General features: G+C 62.9%; 11 protein-coding genes, 3 tRNA genes and 1 CRISPR repeat array. Of the genes, 5 read left to right on the plus strand and 9 right to left on the minus strand.

Annotated elements, in window-relative coordinates:
* Positions 1-43: 43 nt before the first annotated feature.
* Genes fdhE through fdnG form a run of 4 tightly spaced genes read right to left on the minus strand, consistent with a single transcriptional unit; the run spans position 44 to position 5,534 of the window.
* On the minus strand, positions 44-970 hold the full coding sequence (fdhE, locus tag DXT74_RS07325; protein ID WP_081554771.1) for a formate dehydrogenase accessory protein FdhE: 927 nt from the start codon (positions 968-970) through the stop codon (positions 44-46).
* Positions 967-1,596, minus strand: a complete 630-nt coding sequence (locus DXT74_RS07330) for a formate dehydrogenase subunit gamma (RefSeq protein ID WP_019103010.1) — start codon at positions 1,594-1,596, stop codon at positions 967-969. The genes fdhE and DXT74_RS07330 overlap by 4 nt, the downstream gene beginning before the upstream one ends.
* Positions 1,593-2,468 (minus strand): formate dehydrogenase subunit beta, encoded by an 876-nt coding sequence (fdxH, locus tag DXT74_RS07335; RefSeq protein ID WP_043640061.1) that lies wholly within the window; start codon positions 2,466-2,468, stop codon positions 1,593-1,595. Before fdxH ends, DXT74_RS07330 begins: the two co-directional genes overlap by 4 nt.
* 9 nt (positions 2,469-2,477) lie before the next feature.
* A complete protein-coding gene (fdnG, locus tag DXT74_RS07340) occupies positions 2,478-5,534 on the minus strand; it encodes a formate dehydrogenase-N subunit alpha (protein ID WP_081554773.1) in 3,057 nt (1,018 codons plus the stop codon).
* 134 nt (positions 5,535-5,668) lie between these two features.
* On the opposite strand from fdnG, the gene fdhD reads away from it, so the two are divergent.
* The 5 genes from fdhD (at position 5,669) to DXT74_RS07365 (ending at position 8,241) form a co-directional block, all read left to right on the plus strand.
* Positions 5,669-6,478 (plus strand): formate dehydrogenase accessory sulfurtransferase FdhD, encoded by an 810-nt coding sequence (gene fdhD, locus DXT74_RS07345; RefSeq protein WP_043640065.1) that lies wholly within the window; start codon positions 5,669-5,671, stop codon positions 6,476-6,478.
* Between the two features lie 217 nt (positions 6,479-6,695).
* Positions 6,696-7,922, plus strand: coding sequence for an aspartate kinase (locus DXT74_RS07350; RefSeq protein ID WP_048414282.1), 1,227 nt, complete (start codon positions 6,696-6,698; stop codon positions 7,920-7,922).
* A gap of 61 nt (positions 7,923-7,983) precedes the next feature.
* A tRNA-Ser gene (locus DXT74_RS07355) sits at positions 7,984-8,077 on the plus strand.
* A 6-nt stretch (positions 8,078-8,083) separates the two neighbouring features.
* Positions 8,084-8,160: transfer RNA gene (locus tag DXT74_RS07360), tRNA-Arg, on the plus strand.
* Positions 8,161-8,166: 6 nt separating this feature from the next.
* Positions 8,167-8,241: transfer RNA gene (locus DXT74_RS07365), tRNA-Glu, on the plus strand.
* 107 nt (positions 8,242-8,348) lie between these two features.
* Here the strand turns inward: DXT74_RS07365 and DXT74_RS07370 are convergent.
* From DXT74_RS07370 to csy1, 5 genes are all read right to left on the minus strand, one after another.
* Positions 8,349-11,027, minus strand: a complete 2,679-nt coding sequence (locus tag DXT74_RS07370; RefSeq protein WP_194427645.1) for a TonB-dependent siderophore receptor — start codon at positions 11,025-11,027, stop codon at positions 8,349-8,351.
* Positions 11,028-11,177: 150 nt separating this feature from the next.
* Positions 11,178-12,945: direct repeats of the CRISPR family, unit length 28 nt; unit sequence TTTCTAAGCTGCCTATCCGGCAGAGAAC.
* 129 nt (positions 12,946-13,074) lie between these two features.
* On the minus strand, positions 13,075-13,632 hold the full coding sequence (cas6f, locus tag DXT74_RS07375) for a type I-F CRISPR-associated endoribonuclease Cas6/Csy4 (RefSeq protein WP_114155328.1): 558 nt from the start codon (positions 13,630-13,632) through the stop codon (positions 13,075-13,077).
* Between the two features lie 3 nt (positions 13,633-13,635).
* Entirely contained in the window at positions 13,636-14,673 is a 1,038-nt protein-coding gene (gene csy3 / locus DXT74_RS07380; RefSeq protein WP_194427646.1) for a type I-F CRISPR-associated protein Csy3, read from the minus strand.
* A gap of 12 nt (positions 14,674-14,685) precedes the next feature.
* Complete coding sequence (csy2, locus tag DXT74_RS07385; protein WP_194427647.1) at positions 14,686-15,684, minus strand: type I-F CRISPR-associated protein Csy2; 999 nt, start codon at positions 15,682-15,684, stop codon at positions 14,686-14,688.
* Positions 15,681-17,024 carry a type I-F CRISPR-associated protein Csy1 gene (gene csy1 / locus DXT74_RS07390; protein WP_194427648.1) on the minus strand — a complete coding sequence of 448 codons (1,344 nt, stop codon included), beginning with the start codon at positions 17,022-17,024 and terminating at the stop codon, positions 15,681-15,683. The genes csy2 and csy1 overlap by 4 nt, the downstream gene beginning before the upstream one ends.
* Between the last annotated feature and the right edge of the window lie 169 nt (positions 17,025-17,193).

The raw sequence follows: 17,193 nt of genomic DNA on the forward strand, positions 1-17,193 counted from the left end.
GCCTCCGTGAAGGAGGCTGGCAGGGTGGAAACAGAAGCGCTTCTCAGCCGGGGAACAGCAGCGGATTCACCCCGCTGCGGGCAAAGCCGCGCTGCTCCAGCTGCTGATCCAGCGCCAGCGAGGCCAGGTCATCGGCTGCCGGCTCGGCGTTCAGGTCCTTGTCCAGCGCCAGGATCTTCAGGTAGCTGCCGCAGTCGCCGCAGCTTTCGCCTCGCACCGCGGCCTGCTGGCTGTCGCCTTGCTCCAGCGACCAGTAGCCGATGTCGCGCGTGGCTTCGCAATTGCTGCACTTGGCGCGCACCAGATGCCATTCGCTTTCGCACAGACTGCAATGCAGGTAGCGCAGGCCGGACTCGTTGCCCAGACGCACCACGCTGGCCACTGGCGGCATCGCGCACACCGGGCACAGGTGGCGGGCGTCGTCGGGTTCGGCCACCGCGGCAACTTGCAGTTGCGAGGCCAGCTGGCTGAAGTAAACTGACAGCGCCGCCCACAGCAAGGGCGCTCGCGCCGAGCCGACGGCGGCGAAGTCCCCGTCCAGCAGCGCGCGCGCGGCGCTTTCCAGCGCGTCGTCGCTCGCCTGTCCCAGCTCGCGCGCCACTTCGCCGGCGGGGCCGGGCAGGGCGGAGAGTTCCGCGCATAACGCGCGCAGCAGGCCGCGCCAGACCGGATCGCGCGGCCAGGCGGCTGCGCCCAAGGGCGGCAGGCCGTGTTCGGCGCAATGATGGAAGTAATCGCCGCGCTGCGGCAGCGCTACCGGCTGTTCGCGCACCAGCCGGTGCTGAGCCGCGGCGATGCGGGCGGCGAACGCCAGATAGGCCGCCATCGGGTGGCCGTCGGCCAGCGCCGTCAGGCGCTGGCTGCGGGCCAGATAGCGTTCGGCGGGCTGGGGCAGCAACAACGGCGGGATCTCTCCCGCCGCGGTTTGCAGCCGGCCAGCCTCGTCCAGGGGGACGATGCGTATGCTCATGGCTTGTTCTTGTCTCCGGTCATTTCACGATACCAACGCGGATGATGCTTCTTGGCCCAGGCGTGGGTGACCACGCCTTCCACCATTGCCCGTATCGTGCCGCGCACCCAGATGGCGGCGTAGACATGGACGATGATGCCGGCGATCAGGATCAGCGCGCTCCAGGCGTGCAGGAGCAGCGCCACGCGTATCACCGGGATGGGGAAGTACATCGCGAAGTACGGCCGCCACATGATGAAGCCGGTGCACACCAGCACCAGCATGCAGCCGGTCATCAGCCAGAACATGCCTTTCTGGCCGCCGTTGTACTTGCCGATGTCGCCGACCTCATGGCCGGACAGCACTGACTTCACCGCCATCATCCACTTCACGTCTTCCTTGTCCAGGAAGTTGTGATGCCAGTAACGCAGGAACTGGCGCGCGAAGCCGAGGAACATCAGCACCCCGACGAAGGGGTGGATGATGCGCGCCAGCTGCGGGGTGCCGAATACGCCGGTCAGCCAGAAGAAGGCCGGGTAGAAGAAGGCCAGGCCGGAAATCGCCAACAGCACGAAGCACACCGCCACGATCCAGTGGTTGACGCGTTCCGCCGCGCTGTAGCGCTTGATCAGCTTTTCCTTGCTCATGCCTGTTCCTCCTCTTCCTCTTCCGCCTTATTGGGGCCGACGCCGATGTAGTGGAAGAAGCCGAACAACACCGAAGCCGCCAGGCCGATGGTGGACAGCGGCTTGAGGATGCCCTTCCACAGGCTGACCACCGGGCTGATCTTGGGATCCTTGGCCAGGCCGGAATACAGCTCCGGCTTGTCGGCGTGGTGCAGCACGTACATCACGTGAGTGCCGCCCACGCCTTCCGGATCGTACAGCCCGGCGTTGGCGTAGCCGCGGGTTTTCAGTTCTTCCACCCGCTCGTGGGCGTAGGCCTGCATATCGGACTTGGTGCCGAAGCGGATGGCTCCGGTGGGACAGGTCTTCACGCAGGCCGGCTCCTGGCCCACCATCACCCGGTCGGAGCACAAGGTGCATTTATACGCCTTGTTGTCCTTCTGGTTGATGCGCGGGACGTTGAACGGACAGCCAGAGATGCAATAGCCGCAGCCGATGCAGTGCTCGGACTGGAAGTCCACGATGCCGTTGGCGTACTGGATGATGGCCCCCGGCGACGGACAGGCCTTCAGACAGCCCGGGTCGGCGCAGTGCATGCAGCCGTCCTTGCGGATCAGCCACTCCAGCTTGCCGCTTTCCTCCACCTCGCTGTAGCGCATCACTGTCCAGCTGTGCGCGGTGAGATCGGCCGGGTTGTCGTAGACGCCGACGTTGCTGCCCACTTCGTCGCGGATGTCGTTCCACTCCGAGCAGGCCACCTGACAAGCCTTGCAGCCGATGCAGGTGGACACGTCGATCAGCTTGGCCACTTCGGCCTTGTAATCGCGCACCACCGGCGGCTGGGTGGGGCTGGCGGAGCGGCGCAGGATATCTTGCGATTGCAGTGATGACATGGTCGCTCCTTATACTTTCTCGACGTTGACCAGGAAGGATTTGAATTCCGGGGTCTGGGTGTTGGCGTCGCCGACAAACGGCGTCAGCGTGTTGGCGCTGAAGCCTTTCTTGGCCACCCCTTCATAACCCCAGTGAATCGGAATCCCGATCTGGTGCACCGTCTTGCCGCCCGCCTGCAGCGCGCGGATGCGCTTGGTCACTACCGCCTTGGCCTTGATGTAGCCGCGCTTGGACGACACTTTCACTGTGTCGCCGTGAGCGATGCCTTTCTCCTTGGCCAGCGCCTCGCCGATTTCCACGAATTGCTCCGGCTGGGCGATCGCGTTCAGCCGCGCGTGCTTGGTCCAGCCGTGGAAGTGCTCGGTCAGCCGGTAAGTGGTGGCCGCGTACGGGAAGGCGTCGTGCTTGCCCATCTGTTCGCGGTCCGCGGCGAATACCCGCGCTGCCGGATTGGACACCACCTTGGGATGCAGCGGATTGGTGCCCAGCGGCGTTTCGAACGGCTCGTAATGCTCGGGGAAGGGGCCTTCCGCCATCTTGTCGAGCGCGAACAGCCGCCCCAGGCCCTCGGCCTGCATGATGAAGGGGCCCATGGCGCTGCCGGGCGGCTCGTCGGCCTTGAAGTCAGGCACGTCCACGCCCACCCATTTTTCGCCGTTCCACTTGATCAGCGTCCGCTTTTTGTCCCACGGCGTGCCGTCCGGCTTACAGGAAGCGCGGTTGTACAGCACGCGGCGGTTGGCCGGCCACGCCCAGGCCCAGCCTAGAGTGTTGCCCAGCCCGGACGGGTCGCTATTGTCGCGGCGCGCCATCTGGTTGCCGGCCTGGGTCCAGCTGCCGGCGAAAATCCAACAGCCGGAAGCGGTGCTGCCGTCGGCCTGCATCAGCGCGAAGCCGGACAGCAGCTCGCCTTTCTTGGCCAGGAATTGTCCCGGGTTCTTTGGATCCGGGATGTCCGCCAGCGCCTTGCCGTTGAGCTCCTTGGCCAGTTCTTCCGGCTTGGGCTCGTGCGGGTTGCCGTAAGCCCAGGACAGGCTCATGATGGCCTCGGCGTTCTTGCCGCCGTCCTTGGCGTACTGGGCCTTCAGGCGGGTGAAGATGCCGGCCAGGATTTCCGCGTCGGTGATGGCTTCGCCCGGCGCGTCCGCGCCTTTCCAGTGCCATTGCAGCCAGCGGCCGGAGTTGACCACCGCGCCGTCTTCCTCGGCGAAACAGGTGGTGGGCAGGCGGAACACCTCGGTCTGGATCTCCGCGGTCTTCACATCGTTCTGCTCGCCGTGGTTTTTCCAGAAGGTGGAGGTGTCGGTGGCCAGCGGGTCCATGATCACCAAGTACTTCAGCTTGGAGAGCGAAGACACCACCTTGTTCTTGTCCGGGAAAGCCAGTACCGGGTTGAAGCCCTGACAGAAGTAGCCGTTGATCTTGCCCTGGTGCATCAGTTCGAAGTACTGCAGCACGTCGTAGCTCTTGTCCCACTTGGGCAGCCAGTCATAGCCCCACTGGTTGTCGGCGGTGGCCTTGTCGCCCCACATCGCCTTCATCAGCGAGATGAAGAACTTGGGATAGTTCTGCCAGTAGTTCATCTGCCCGTCGGCCAGCGGCTTGCTGGTGTACTTGGCCAGATAGGCCTCCAGCGTGGGCTCTTTCTCCGAGGGCATGTTCAGATAGCCCGGCAAGCTGGTGGACAGCAGGCCGATATCGGTCAGACCCTGGATGTTGGAGTGGCCGCGCAAGGCGTTGACCCCGCCGCCGGCCATGCCCATATTGCCCAGCAGCAGCTGGATCATCGCCATGGTGCGGATGTTCTGCGAACCGATGGAGTGCTGCGTCCAGCCCAGCGCGTACAGGAAGGACGTGGTCTTGTCGTGGGCGCCGGTTTCCGCCAGGTATTCGCATACCTTGAGGAAAGCTTCCTTGGGCGTGCCGCAGAGGGTTTCCACCATTTCCGGCGTATAGCGGGCCACGTGGTCGCGCATCAGATTGATTACGCAGCGCGGGTCGGACAGGGTGTCGTCGCGCTTGGCCATGCCCTTGTCGTCCAGCTGGTAAGTCCAGGTGGATTTGTCGTAGCTGTGCTTCTCCGCGTTGTAGCCGGAGAACAGGCCGTCGTCGAACTTGAAGTCCGGGTTCACCAAGAGCGCGGCATTGGTGTAGGCCAGCGTGTATTCCTTATTGTACTTGCCGGTTTGCAGCAGGTAGCGGATCACGCCGGACAGGAACGCAATGTCCGTGCCGGTGCGGATGGGGGCGTAATAATCCGCCACCGAGGCCGTGCGGGTGAAGCGCGGATCAATGACGATCAGCTTCGCCTTGTTGCGGGTCTTGGCTTCAATCGCCCAGCGGAAACCCACCGGGTGCGCCTCGGCCGCATTGCCGCCCATGACGACAATGAGGTTGGCGTTCTTGATGTCGACCCAATGGTTTGTCATGGCACCGCGACCAAATGTTGGGGCAAGACTTGCCACCGTTGGTCCGTGTCATACACGCGCCTGGTTGTCGACCGCCAGCAGCCCCAGGCTGCGGGTGAATTTGTGGGTGAGCCAGCCGGCCTCGTTGCTGGACGCGGATGCGGCCAGGAAGCCCGTGGTTAGCCAACGGTTGACGGTGACGCCATCGGCGTTTTTCTCGACAAAGTTGGCGTCGCGGTCGCGCTTCATGTGGGCGGCGATGCGCTCGAAGGCTTCGTCCCAGCTGATGCGTTTGAATTCGTTGGAGCCCGCTTCGCGCACTTCGGGGTAGCGCAGGCGGTTGGGGCTGTGGATGAAGTCGATCAGGCCGGCGCCCTTGGGACAGAGCGCGCCGCGATTGACCGGGTGGTCCGGATCGCCTTCAATGTGGAAAATATCGGCTTTGGCGTTCTTGGCGCCGTCGCCCAGGCTGTACATCAAGATGCCACAGCCTACCGAACAGTATGGACAGGTATTCCGGGTTTCCGTCGCGCGCATCAATTTATAGCTGCGCGTGTCGGCCAGCGCGGTTTCGGGCATGAAGCCCAGGGTCGCGATGGTGGTGCCTGCCATGCCGCCGGCGCAGAGCTTGAAAAACTGCCGTCTGCTGACTTGCATGGGTTTGTCTCCTTGGTATGAACCTGGCGCCCTTGACCCACCAAGGGCGCATTGCTCACTCACAGCGGAAAATCTATTATCGCCCTAGGTGTCAATTAGTACAAACTATTGCAGCGGATGGCGGGCCAAATTCTATGAAAAAAAATGAAGCGCTGGAGCATGCGGCGCTTGAGCTGGGCATTCTAGATTGCCGCGATGGCGGCGCTCAGGCCAGGCAAGACTGGGTGGCGGTGGAAACCCCGGTGGCGCTGGTGTACAACGGCCTGTCCCACGTGGTGATGATGGCCAGCCCGATGGCGCTGGAAGACTTCGCGCTCGGCTTTAGCCTGGCCGAAGGCATCATCGCCCATTCGGGTGAAATCTACGGTATCGACATCCTTCCGGGCGAGCGCGGGGTGGAGGTCCATATCGAGCTGGCTTCGGCCCGGTTCATGGCCCTGAAAGAACGCCGCCGCCAACTGGCCGGGCGCACCGGCTGCGGTCTGTGCGGCGTGGAGCAGTTGGCCGAAATCCACAGGCCGCTGCCGCCGCTGCCGGTTACTCAAAGCTTTAGCCTGGACGCGCTGGCGCGCGCCTTGCCGGCCTTGCAGCAGGCGCAAAGCCTATCTCAAGCCACCGCCTGCGCCCACGCCGCCGGCTGGGTGACGCCTCAGGGCGAACTCCTGCATCTTAGCGAGGACGTGGGCCGTCATGTGGCGCTGGACAAGCTGATCGGCGCGCGCGCGCGCCAAGGCTGGCGCGATGGCGCGGCCGTCGTCACCAGCCGCGCCAGTTATGAAATGGCGCAGAAAGCCGCCGCCGCCGGCATCGAAATCCTGATAGCGATGTCTGCGCCCACTTCGCTGGCGGTGGAGATGGCCGCGCGCTACGGCCTGACCTTGATCGGCTTCGCCGGCCGCGGCCGCGCCAATCTCTATAGTTGTCCCGAACGTTTGCGCATGTAATCCAACAGAAATAATCTGCCAGTAAACGGCATGGCTGCCGTGGATTGATGCCGGCAAGCACGGCAGCGCCGGCAGCTTGCGCCGCGATGCTCCGGCAGGGGCCGGCAGCTGGTTTTGCAATGCAATATCGGCGGTGAATTCCGTCTTGCAATTCTTGGCAAGTTAGGGTCAGAATCGAAGCTCGACATTTCAACCCTTTCGAATATAAGAAACAAGCATGGCACTCATCGTACAAAAGTACGGCGGCACTTCGGTTGGAACCACCGAACGGATCAAGAACGTTGCCCGCCGTGTCGCCAAGTGGAAGTCGCAGGGACATGATGTCGTGGTGGTGGTGTCCGCCATGAGCGGCGAAACCAACCGCCTCATCGCCCTGGCAAAGGAGATTCAGGACTATCCGGACCCGCGCGAGCTGGATGTGGTGGTATCCACCGGAGAGCAAGTCACCATCGGCCTGCTGGCCATGGCGCTGAAGGAAATCGGCGTGCCGGCCAAGAGCTACTGCGGCTGGCAAGTGAAACTGGTCACCGACAACGCCCACACCAAGGCCCGCATTCAGGATATCGACGACGCTGCGATGCGCTCCGACCTCAATGAAGGCCGCGTCGTCATCGTCGCCGGCTTCCAGGGCGTGGACGAAGACGGCGATATCACCACGCTGGGCCGCGGTGGTTCGGACACCTCCGCCGTGGCGTTGGCCGCCGCGTTGAAGGCCGACGAATGCCAGATCTACACCGACGTGGACGGCGTATACACCACCGATCCGCGCGTGGTGCCGGAAGCGCGCCGCCTGAAGACCGTCACTTTCGAGGAAATGATCGAAATGGCGTCCTTGGGCTCCAAGGTGCTGCAAATCCGCTCGGTGGAGTTCGCCGGCAAGTACAAGGTTCGTTTGCGCGTGCTCTCCAGCTTCGAAGACGAAGGCGAAGGCACCCTGATTACGTATGAGGAAGATGAAAGCATGGAAAAGGCCGTTGTCGCAGGCATCGCATTTGACCGTAACGAAGCGCGCATCAACGTCAAGGGCGTGCCGGACAAGCCTGGCATCGCCTACCAGATTCTGGGGCCGATCGCCGATGCCAATATCGAAGTGGACATGATCATCCAGAACGTGGGCGAAAACGGCGCGACCGATTTCTCCTTCACCGTGCCGCGCGGCGAATTCCAGCGCGCGCTGACCATTCTGCGCGAAGTGCAGACCCATATCGGCGCCGCCAAGATCGACGCCGACGACAAGGTGGCCAAGATTTCCATTGTGGGTGTGGGCATGCGTTCGCACTGCGGCATCGCCTCCACCATGTTCCGCACCCTGGCGGAAGAGGGCATCAACATCCAGATGATCTCCACCTCGGAAATCAAGGTATCGGTGCTGCTGGACGAGAAGTATCTGGAGCTGGCGGTTCGCGTTTTGCATAAAGTTTTTGGACTGGACCAGCCGGCGTAAATAATTTCGGATACACGCTTGACAGAGGGCGCAGCGCTAATTAATATGGCGCTCTCTGAACGGAGAAATGGCCGAGTGGTCGAAGGCACTTCCCTGCTAAGGAAGCATACGGGCTTAAACCTGTATCGAGGGTTCGAATCCCTCTTTCTCCGCCAGTCAGCGCACCCGTAGCTCAGTTGGATAGAGTATCTGGCTACGAACCAGAGGGTCGGGCGTTCGAATCGCTCCGGGTGCGCCACTTGATGTCCCTATAGTTTAGCGGTTAGAACACCGCCCTTTCACGGCGGTAGCCGGGGTTCGATTCCCCGTGGGGACGCCAGATTCAGAAAAGCCCATTGCGCAAGCGATGGGCTTTTTGCATTACGCCGTTGCTTTGAGCGCAGGCGGCGGCAGGCCGCCCGCGCGGATCGGCGCAGGCCGTTTGGCTCAGAACTTGTGGTTCAACTCAACCCACCACTGGCGGCCATAGGGCAGATAACTGCCCACCGGGTAGTAAGGCCAGCCGCTGGTGTCGTCGCGCTTGATGGTGTCCAGCACATTGTTGACGATAAGCCCCACCGACGTCCGCTTGTTCCACTGGTACTGAGTGCTGAAATTGGCCAAAACCGTGGGCGTGAGATTGCCGTTGCCGCTGGCCTTGGGAATCTTGCCGTAGCGGGTCAGCAGCACGGTGGACGACCACGGGCCAATGTCCCAGGTCAGGCTGGTATCCAGCTTGTCCGGCCAATCGGTGTTTTCCGGATCGTTCAACATATTCTTTTCCGCATCGCCGGCAAACTGCTGGTAAGTGTGCTTCAACACCTTGGTGTAATTGGCTTTCAGCAGGAAGCCGCCCCAGTTGGCGGTTTTCCAGCGCAGCTTGCCTGCGATGTCGAAACCGCTGGTGCGCTCGCTGGCCGCGTTGATCGGGTTGACGATGATCTGCTTGATCGCGCCCGGATTGATCAAGGCATTGGCTGGATTGCGCTGCACCCGGCGCAATGTGTCCTGGCATAGCTGGGATGACGCGTCCAGCATGCCGGCGCGGCACAGCGCCTCGTCGCGCAGCAGTTTGTCGCCGCTCAGGTCGGTGACCAGATCGTTGATGGCGATATCCCAGTAATCCACCGAAATATCCGCGCTGCTGCTGGGCGACCACACAAAGCCGAAACCGTAGGACTTGCCGTTTTCCGGCTTCAACGTCGCGTTGCCGTTCTTCACGTAATCCGCGCCGGGCGACATGCTTTTGTAGTCGCAGCTGGCCAGCGGTTGGCCGGCCTGGGCGCAGCGCCAGTAATCGGTGCTGGACGAGTAATAACCGCGGCTCTGGGTCAGGAACAGGTAATTCATGTCCGGCGCGCGGAAGCTGGTGGCGTAACTGCCGCGCAGCAGCAGCGTGTTCAGGGGCCGGAATTCCAGGCCGGCGCCGTAAGTGAACTTGCCCGCGCTGCTGTCCGGCAGTTGGTAACGGTCGTAGCGGCCGGACAGGGTCAGGTTCAACTGCTTGAACACCGGGATGTACAGTTCGCTGCCCGCCGCCTGACGCGAGCGGGTGCCGCCGGCGTGCACGGCCGGCGAGGTGTTGTAGAAGGCTCCCTGGTTGATCAGTGGGTCCGGATCGTTGCTGAAGCCCTGGCTGCCCCATTCCAGCGTGCCGGCCAGCTTCACCGCGCCGGCCGGCAGCTTGAACAACTCGCCGCTGCCGCTCAGGCTCAGCGCCTGCAGCCAGGACTTGTTCTGGCTCACCGAGCGCCCGGCGATGCTGTCGAACTCCGCCTGCGTCAGCCGGCGGTTGAACGGCCCGGCCGACGGCGCATAAATCGGCACGCCCTTGGCGTCCACGCCCTGCTGCTGGCCCAGGAAGAAGCTGTCCGCATTGGCCAGCAGCCGCGGCGCGATGTTCTGGCTGGTGTAGATCGACGCGTTGTAAGCGGCTTCATAACTCCAGCTGCTGTCCGGCACCGCGCCGCGCAGGCCGAACGTCAGGTTGGCCGCCACATCGTCCCACTTGCGGTTGTAACGGCTGGCGCCGCCCATCTCCTCCGGCGACAGCAGCCGGGTCCAGGCCTCGTAGCGGCCGCTGTTCTGGTTCAGGAAATAGCCGCCGTTGCCGCCGGCGGAGGTCCAGCTGGGGCCGCGGGTATTGTTCTCGCTGTGATTGAAGGCCAGCAGCGCGTCGCCAAAGAGCTCAAGATGATCGTTGAGCGCGTAGTTCAGGCTCAGATAACCGTTTTGGCTTTGGTTGGCGGTCTGCACCGTCCAGTACGAGGCCTTGGCCAGCGGGCTGGCGCAGACATTGGTCTTGCTGGTGCGGTAAGCGCGCACGCTGCCGGCGTACAGCCCGCCCAGATCGCCGCAAGTCGAGCCGGGATCGATGAATTTGCCGGTCTTCACATCTTTCTGAGACCACACCGTGGTGGGGGCCGCGCCGTTGACGGTATTGTCCGCCATGAAGCCGCGCTGGCGCGACCAGATTGGGTTGCGCTGGCTTAACTCCAGCGCGTAGACCAGGTTCAGCTTGTCCCAGCTCTTGCCGCCGCTCAGCTGCAGGCGCAGGTTTTCGCCGCCGTGATGCTCGCTGCCGCCGGCCTTGATGTTGACCGTGGTGCCGTCGGCCTTCTTCTTCAGGATCACATTGACCACGCCGGCAATGGCGTCGGAGCCGTAAATCGCCGACGCGCCGCCGTTGAGCACCTCGATGCGCTCAATCATCGCCGCCGGGATATTGGCCAGATTGACGAAGTTGACCGAGCCCTCGTAAGCCACCGGGTAATCGGCGATGCGGCGGCCGTTGAGCAAGGTCAGCGTATGGTTGGGGCCCAGTCCGCGCAGGCTGATGGCGTTGGCGGCCGGGGTGAAGGTATTTCCGAAATCCGCGCCCTGAGTGAAGCCGGTGTTCTGCGCCAGATTGTTCAGCGCGTCGTAAACATTGGTGTAACCCTGTTTTTCGATATCGGCCCCGGTCAACACCGTGACCCCGGTGGCGCCTTCCTTGCCGGCGCGCGCAATGCGCGAACCGGTGATAGTGACGCTGTCCAGCGTGTTGCCGTCGCTGGCCAGTACCGGCAAGGCTTGCCCTGCCAAGGCCAGCGCCAGCGCGGAGAGAGTGAAATGTGGATATGCCATCGTGGAACGCCGGCTGGGCCGGCCCTTTCTTGATTTTGGAAAACAAAATCTAGCACGATTGCATATATGTTAAAAATCTGGAAAATTAGATTGTTATTCAAATTGAGAATAATGTGATTGGAAGGATTGCGGGGGAGGGGTTGGGGAGCCTTTCTAGGCGGCCTATCCGGCAGAGAACCGCTTGCCGGGCTGCGCGCCATCTACCGGCCATTTCTAAGCTGCCTATCCGGCAGAGAACCCACCACCAGGACAGCGGTGACTGCCGTGGCATTTCTAAGCTGCCTATCCGGCAGAGAACATGTCATCGCCAACCCGACGCCGATCATGGTATTTCTAAGCTGCCTATCCGGCAGAGAACTGAAACCCATCGCCACACAGGCATTGATATTTTTTCTAAGCTGCCTATCCGGCAGAGAACATGCTGACGGCGGACGAGATCCGCAGCACCCATTTCTAAGCTGCCTATCCGGCAGAGAACTCGCAGTTGGGGTTCAGCTTGTTGGCGAGAATTTTCTAAGCTGCCTATCCGGCAGAGAACGGCGTTGGCTATGAAGTCGCTGAGTTGCCGGTTTTCTAAGCTGCCTATCCGGCAGAGAACTACCCGTACAAGTCGCAAATCACGCTCGCAAATTTCTAAGCTGCCTATCCGGCAGAGAACTCATTCAGTTGCACCTCCACAAACAACTTAGTTTTCTAAGCTGCCTATCCGGCAGAGAACACCACGGTCGGCAGCCATACCGCCAGCCTGCATTTCTAAGCTGCCTATCCGGCAGAGAACTCCCGGCGCACCAATCAACCAGCCGCCCGCACTTTCTAAGCTGCCTATCCGGCAGAGAACAAGATGTTTGCTATGGTCATCTGAGCTTTGGTTTTCTAAGCTGCCTATCCGGCAGAGAACGTCACCAGCCCCCCTCCTTTCGACCTCTTCAATTTCTAAGCTGCCTATCCGGCAGAGAACCCTCATATATCGAAACCGCAGTCACCGCAGGCTTTCTAAGCTGCCTATCCGGCAGAGAACACGGATTATGGCAAGGAGCATTTAGGGTGGGTTTTCTAAGCTGCCTATCCGGCAGAGAACCTTGGAACTACTCGAGTGCCTCCATCCTCAGCTTTCTAAGCTGCCTATCCGGCAGAGAACTGAGAAAATGTTTTTTCTCCTGTTATCGTTTGTTTCTAAGCTGCCTATCCGGCAGAGAACCCTTTTCCGTTGTTTGCGGCAAACTGGGGGCTTTTCTAAGCTGCCTATCCGGCAGAGAACGCTGGCCTCGTCTTGCAGCAGATCCAGGAACTTTTCTAAGCTGCCTATCCGGCAGAGAACTGCAACGGCGGCGCCATGCGCCACGCTCAAATTTTCTAAGCTGCCTATCCGGCAGAGAACGCAGAAGTACCCAGGTGGAATTAAAGGGGTTTTTTCTAAGCTGCCTATCCGGCAGAGAACAGCGAGGCGTGACATTGCCAGAGCGGCGAACTTTTCTAAGCTGCCTATCCGGCAGAGAACTTTCATGAGTCGCAGCTTGATCGAGAGTGGGCTTTCTAAGCTGCCTATCCGGCAGAGAACGCGACAGCAGGAGGTAGCCCTGACACGCCGAATTTCTAAGCTGCCTATCCGGCAGAGAACTGGTGGCCGCATGGTTCCACGCGGATTGAATGTTTCTAAGCTGCCTATCCGGCAGAGAACCACCATCGTGTAGATCATAGGCCCGCGTGTCATTTCTAAGCTGCCTATCCGGCAGAGAACGAATGTTGTACAACGCTTCGAGGTTGCCATCATTTCTAAGCTGCCTATCCGGCAGAGAACCCAATCCCGCCCAACAGGCTATCGCTTCGACATTTCTAAGCTGCCTATCCGGCAGAGAACCTTATATTTGAAAATTCTATTAAACACGCTGATTTCTAAGCTGCCTATCCGGCAGAGAACTAGACCCTTTCTCCCGCAAACCCGCGCCAGCCGGGGAAAGCATCGCTTTCCCCAATAAAAACCCTTTTATCCCGCCCCGCGCCAAGGCATTGATTTAAAAGGCTTGGCGGCGGGGCTGGGAAAAAAGGGTTAGAACCACGGCACGGTGGCGTCGGGGCTGAGGCCGAAGGTGTTGAAGCGGCCGCTGCGGGTGGCTGGGGCCGGGCGTTGCTCGATGTGCAACTGATAGCGCTGGCCGGTGCTGGCGCTGTTGAGGGTGAGGAAGGGCAGGGTTAGCCGGCGGGCGGCGCTGTCCGGGAAGCGCTGCGCGGCTTCTTCCGCGCTGATGCCCAGCCGCCGCACCAGCCGGCGGCGTTCCTTGTCCGGATTGGTCTTGGCCTGCTTGCGCCGCACCTGCCAGGCTTCCGCCTGAGGCGGCACCAGCTGGATGGCGGCCAGCGCGATGTGGTCGCGCATGCCGCTGAGCCAGTCGCCGGCCATCAGCCGCTGCAAGGCGGCGTGGCCGCCGTGCAGGCGCAGGGTGTCGCCCAGCGCGGCGGCCGGGGCCGCGCGCGGGAAACTGACGCCGATGTCGTCGCGGCCTTGCTCGCTCAGCGCGCGGTGCAGCTTGGCGAACAGCGCGTTCATCAGCAGCGTGGGCGCAAACTCCGGGTCCGGGCGCAGCCGGATGTCCAGGTAATGATCCATGGCTTACTCCGCCGCGCCGAACACGCCGCCGCGGATCAGCGTGGCCAGCACAAAGTGCTGGTCATGCTGCGACGGAGCCTGGTCTTTCAGTACCCAGTTGTCCAGCAGGGTGTAGAAGTCGGACTTGGCCTTGGGCTGGCGGCAGGCCTTGCCCAGCGTGGTGACCGAGCCGTAGGGCTCCACCGCGATGGGGCCGAGTTGCTCGGCTTCCGGGTGCCAGTCGTCTATGGTGCGGATGGCGTTGCCCAGTTTCTGCGAGTGGATGGCGGCAATCTTCAGCGCCCCTTGCTCAATGGCGTACAGGGTTTTGCTCTTGTCGCCGCGGCCACGGTCCAGAATCAGCTCCTGCGAGGGGAACACCTCCTGGCCGGCGCCCAGCCGTGCAAAGGCGGTGATTTGCAGCAGCAGATGGCGCTGACCAGCCAGGCCGGCGGCGATGGCTGCGGCCAGTTGTTCCAGCGCGGCGGCCTGGCTGCCGGGGTCGAAGTGGCGCAGGGACAGCGCCAGCGCGTCGAATTGCCATTGCTGCGCCGGCTGGCCTTGCTCCAGCAGCGCCACCCGCACCTCCACCTGCTCTGCGCCCACGCGGTTGCGCCACAGGAAGCGGCCGTTGGCCAGGTTGCAGGCATAGCGGCGCGCCAGCTCGGCAAAGCCGTAGGCTTGCACATAGCCGGCCACGGTGGCGCGCAGCTTGGCCTGGTAGGCGCTGTCGTTGCAGGCGGACGGCGCGCCGACATTGCCCAATACCCGCAGCGTGAAGCTGACTTTCAAGGTGTCCGCATGGTGCGGCAGCGCGGCCACATCCACGGTTTGCAGATTGGGGTTTTCAATCTGCGCGTCCAGCTTGGCCGGGTCCTGATCCTTGGTTTTCAGGCGGTTGGAAATGGTGCCGCGCACGGATTTTTCGATGACCCTGACCGGCTCCCAGCCGGCGTGCTGCTCGCGCTGTTGCCAGTCGCCGGCGTGGAACAAGGCGTCGGACGGGTCCAGCTTGCGTTCAAAGGCCAATACGGTAGCGGTTTTCAGCGGTGCGGTGCTCATGAGGCTTCCTTTCTAGTCTTCTATTTCCAAGGTGGCGGCGTAATCATTGCGGCAGCGGTACAAGCCGCTGGCGGTGTCGTCGTCGGCGTACCACAGCAACTGGGCGACATCGTGCAGCCGGTGCGGGCTGACCCATTCGCCCAGCGAATACAGGCTTTCCACAAAGCGGAACGGCGTATGCGCGTCGCGGGCGTTGGCCACGCTGCCGGCCGGGTAGAGCGGGGACAGCGCGCCGTAGCCCACTGGCATCGGCACTGTCCAGCCCTGGCTATGGCCGCGTTGGCTGCGCCATTCCAGCGTGCGGCGCGGTTCGCCGCCGGCCGGGTCCGCGTGTTCCTGCCAGAGCGGCGCGTGGTTGATGCGGGACAGGTCCAGCCAGGCGTCGAAGAGATCTGCCTGCGGCTGGCTGGCGCGCAGGGCGGCCAGGTGGCTTTGCAGCAGGTCGTCGCGGGATACCAGCGCAAAGCCGGGCAGCAGGCTGCGTCGCAATTGGCGGAATTGCTCGCGTCGTTCCGTCTCGTTCTCGCTCAAAGTCATCAATTGCGGCGCGGGACGGCAGCGGCCGGGCAGCGGCGGCGTCACGCTGCCGCCGGCAATGCGCATGCCGTGCAGGGTGTCCGCCACCTGCCGCGCCAGTTCCGGCAGCTGTTCCTTGGGCGCGGCCAGCGCTTCGCCAGTGAGGCCGAACAGCAGGCTGATGTCCAGATGAATGCGGCCTTCCTCCACGATGGCGGCGGTGGCGCCGTCCTTGTCCACCGGGTTGCGGCTGAGGTGGAAACCCTGGGTGTACGCGCCGCTGGTCTGCGCCTGGTAATGGTGGCAGACCACGCCCACCGCCTCGAACTGCAAATCCAGGCTGCCGGCCAGCTTGCGCTCCAGCGCCTGGGCCAGGCCGGTGAAGGCGGTAATGGCCGGAAAGCCCCAAGTGAAGGGGCTGGAAATGGCGTTGGCGTTTTGCACCCGCAGCCGGGGCACGCTCAGCAGGCCGGTGATCACGGGCAGGGTGCTCATGCTTGCTCCTTGGCCATGGCCGCCAGCTGGCGGCGGGTTTGATCGTGCTGGGCCTGCCAGCCCAGGTCCCCGGCCAGCTCCCGCGCCCAGTGGCGGAATTCCGCGTCGCCCATCTCCAGCGGGCTGGCGTCGAATTGCTGGTTCAGCCAGCGGCCGAAGCGCTTGGCCACTTCCAGCGGCCAGTCCTCGCCGTGCCAGCGCGCGGCAAAGTCCGCGTCGGTATCGGCGCGCCAAGGGTCCAGCCACAGCTGTTGGTATTCCGGCAGCCGGCAACGCGTGTCCGCGCTCCAGCCGGGCGGCAGGCCTTCGTGCATTTCCTTGCCAAACAGCAGCAGTTCCTCCAGCAGCGCGTCGCTTAGCTCGTCGCGGCGGTCGCGGGTGTCCATGATCTTGCGCGGTTGGCTTTCCAGGAAGGCGCGCAGTTGGCGGACCAGCCGGCGCACATCGTTGCGGCGGCCAAAGCGCAGCAGCGCGTCCTCGCTATTGAGCGGCGGTTTCAGGCCCAGGCTCCGCCACTGCGGCGGCAAGGAAGCCAGTAGATAGTTATTGCCCTTGCGTTCGCTATTGAGCTGGGAAATATTCTGCGGCTTGGTGCCGCCCAGCTTCTGCACCGCCAGCTGCGGATAATCGCAATAGCCGTGCGGGTGATCGCGCTGTTCGCGGCGGGCTTGGCGCGCGGCCTTGGCGGCTTCTCCGAAGCGGTGCTCCTGGATGGTTTGGTACAGCCGTTGCGCCAGCGCGCTGGGGTAAAGCGGAGCCAGCAGGTGGTAGTGCTCGTCCTTGGCCGGCTCGTAACCCACCAGCCAATACACTTGCTTGGCGCGGCTGTGGCTGGCGGCCGCCGCGCCGGCGTCGGTTAGCGCGGCGAAGGCGGCGATCCAGGCTTGCGCCTGCTCGGGGTTGTCGCTGAGCGCGGCGGCCAAGTCGGCGTCCTGAGCCAAGGCCAGCGCCAGCAGGCTTTGGCCGTCGTGCTGTTGCTTCAGAAACTTGTACACATCCAGCGCGGCGGCGTTGCCCACCACGTCGTCGGCAAAATCCGCGCCCAGGCAGTGGCTGCCCACTTCGCGGCGCGGCGGCAGGGTGGAGGGCGGCGCGTACAGATTGCTGCCGCGGGCGTCTGGGTGGATGGCTTTAAGGGTATGGGTGGCGGCTTGCAGTTGGCCGGCGCGGCGGGCCGCGTCCGCCAGCCAGGCGGCGGGCTGGTGTTGGGCCAGCAGCGCTTCGCGCTTGGCGTCGTCGTCGGGTGCAAGCTTGTCCAGCTTGTCGTCGCGCCGTTGCCGGATGAAGTCGGCCATCAAGGCGCGTAGTGCGGTGGCGCGGGGCGTGAGGGTAGGGGGCATGGCTGTCCTTGGATCACAAAGTCAGAAACAAACAGCTACGCGGCCCCGGCGCGATTGGGCTGCCGGGGCCTTGGCTCGGTGTTTCATTACATGCGGATCCTCCTGTTGTGCAAGGGATTGGGATGGGGGCGTTTTTTAGGCCCATTCGATTGGTATGACGTCTACTAGT

It is taken from the genome of Chromobacterium sp. Rain0013 (genome assembly GCF_015291765.1).
Lineage (GTDB): Bacteria > Pseudomonadota > Gammaproteobacteria > Burkholderiales > Chromobacteriaceae > Chromobacterium > Chromobacterium haemolyticum.

Excerpts from the sequence above, each read along its gene's own strand:
- fdxH (WP_043640061.1), bottom strand. The coding sequence starts at position 2,468 with ATGTCATCACTGCAATCGCAAGATATCCTGCGCCGCTCCGCCAGCCCC.
- fdhE (WP_081554771.1), bottom strand. The coding sequence starts at position 970 with ATGAGCATACGCATCGTCCCCCTGGACGAGGCTGGCCGGCTGCAAACC.
- cas6f (WP_114155328.1), bottom strand. The coding sequence starts at position 13,632 with ATGGATCATTACCTGGACATCCGGCTGCGCCCGGACCCGGAGTTTGCG.
- csy3 (WP_194427646.1), bottom strand. The coding sequence starts at position 14,673 with ATGAGCACCGCACCGCTGAAAACCGCTACCGTATTGGCCTTTGAACGC.
- DXT74_RS07370 (WP_194427645.1), bottom strand. The coding sequence starts at position 11,027 with ATGGCATATCCACATTTCACTCTCTCCGCGCTGGCGCTGGCCTTGGCA.
- csy2 (WP_194427647.1), bottom strand. The coding sequence starts at position 15,684 with ATGAGCACCCTGCCCGTGATCACCGGCCTGCTGAGCGTGCCCCGGCTG.
- DXT74_RS07330 (WP_019103010.1), bottom strand. The coding sequence starts at position 1,596 with ATGAGCAAGGAAAAGCTGATCAAGCGCTACAGCGCGGCGGAACGCGTC.
- DXT74_RS07350 (WP_048414282.1), top strand. The coding sequence starts at position 6,696 with ATGGCACTCATCGTACAAAAGTACGGCGGCACTTCGGTTGGAACCACC.
- fdhD (WP_043640065.1), top strand. The coding sequence starts at position 5,669 with ATGAAAAAAAATGAAGCGCTGGAGCATGCGGCGCTTGAGCTGGGCATT.
- csy1 (WP_194427648.1), bottom strand. The coding sequence starts at position 17,024 with ATGCCCCCTACCCTCACGCCCCGCGCCACCGCACTACGCGCCTTGATG.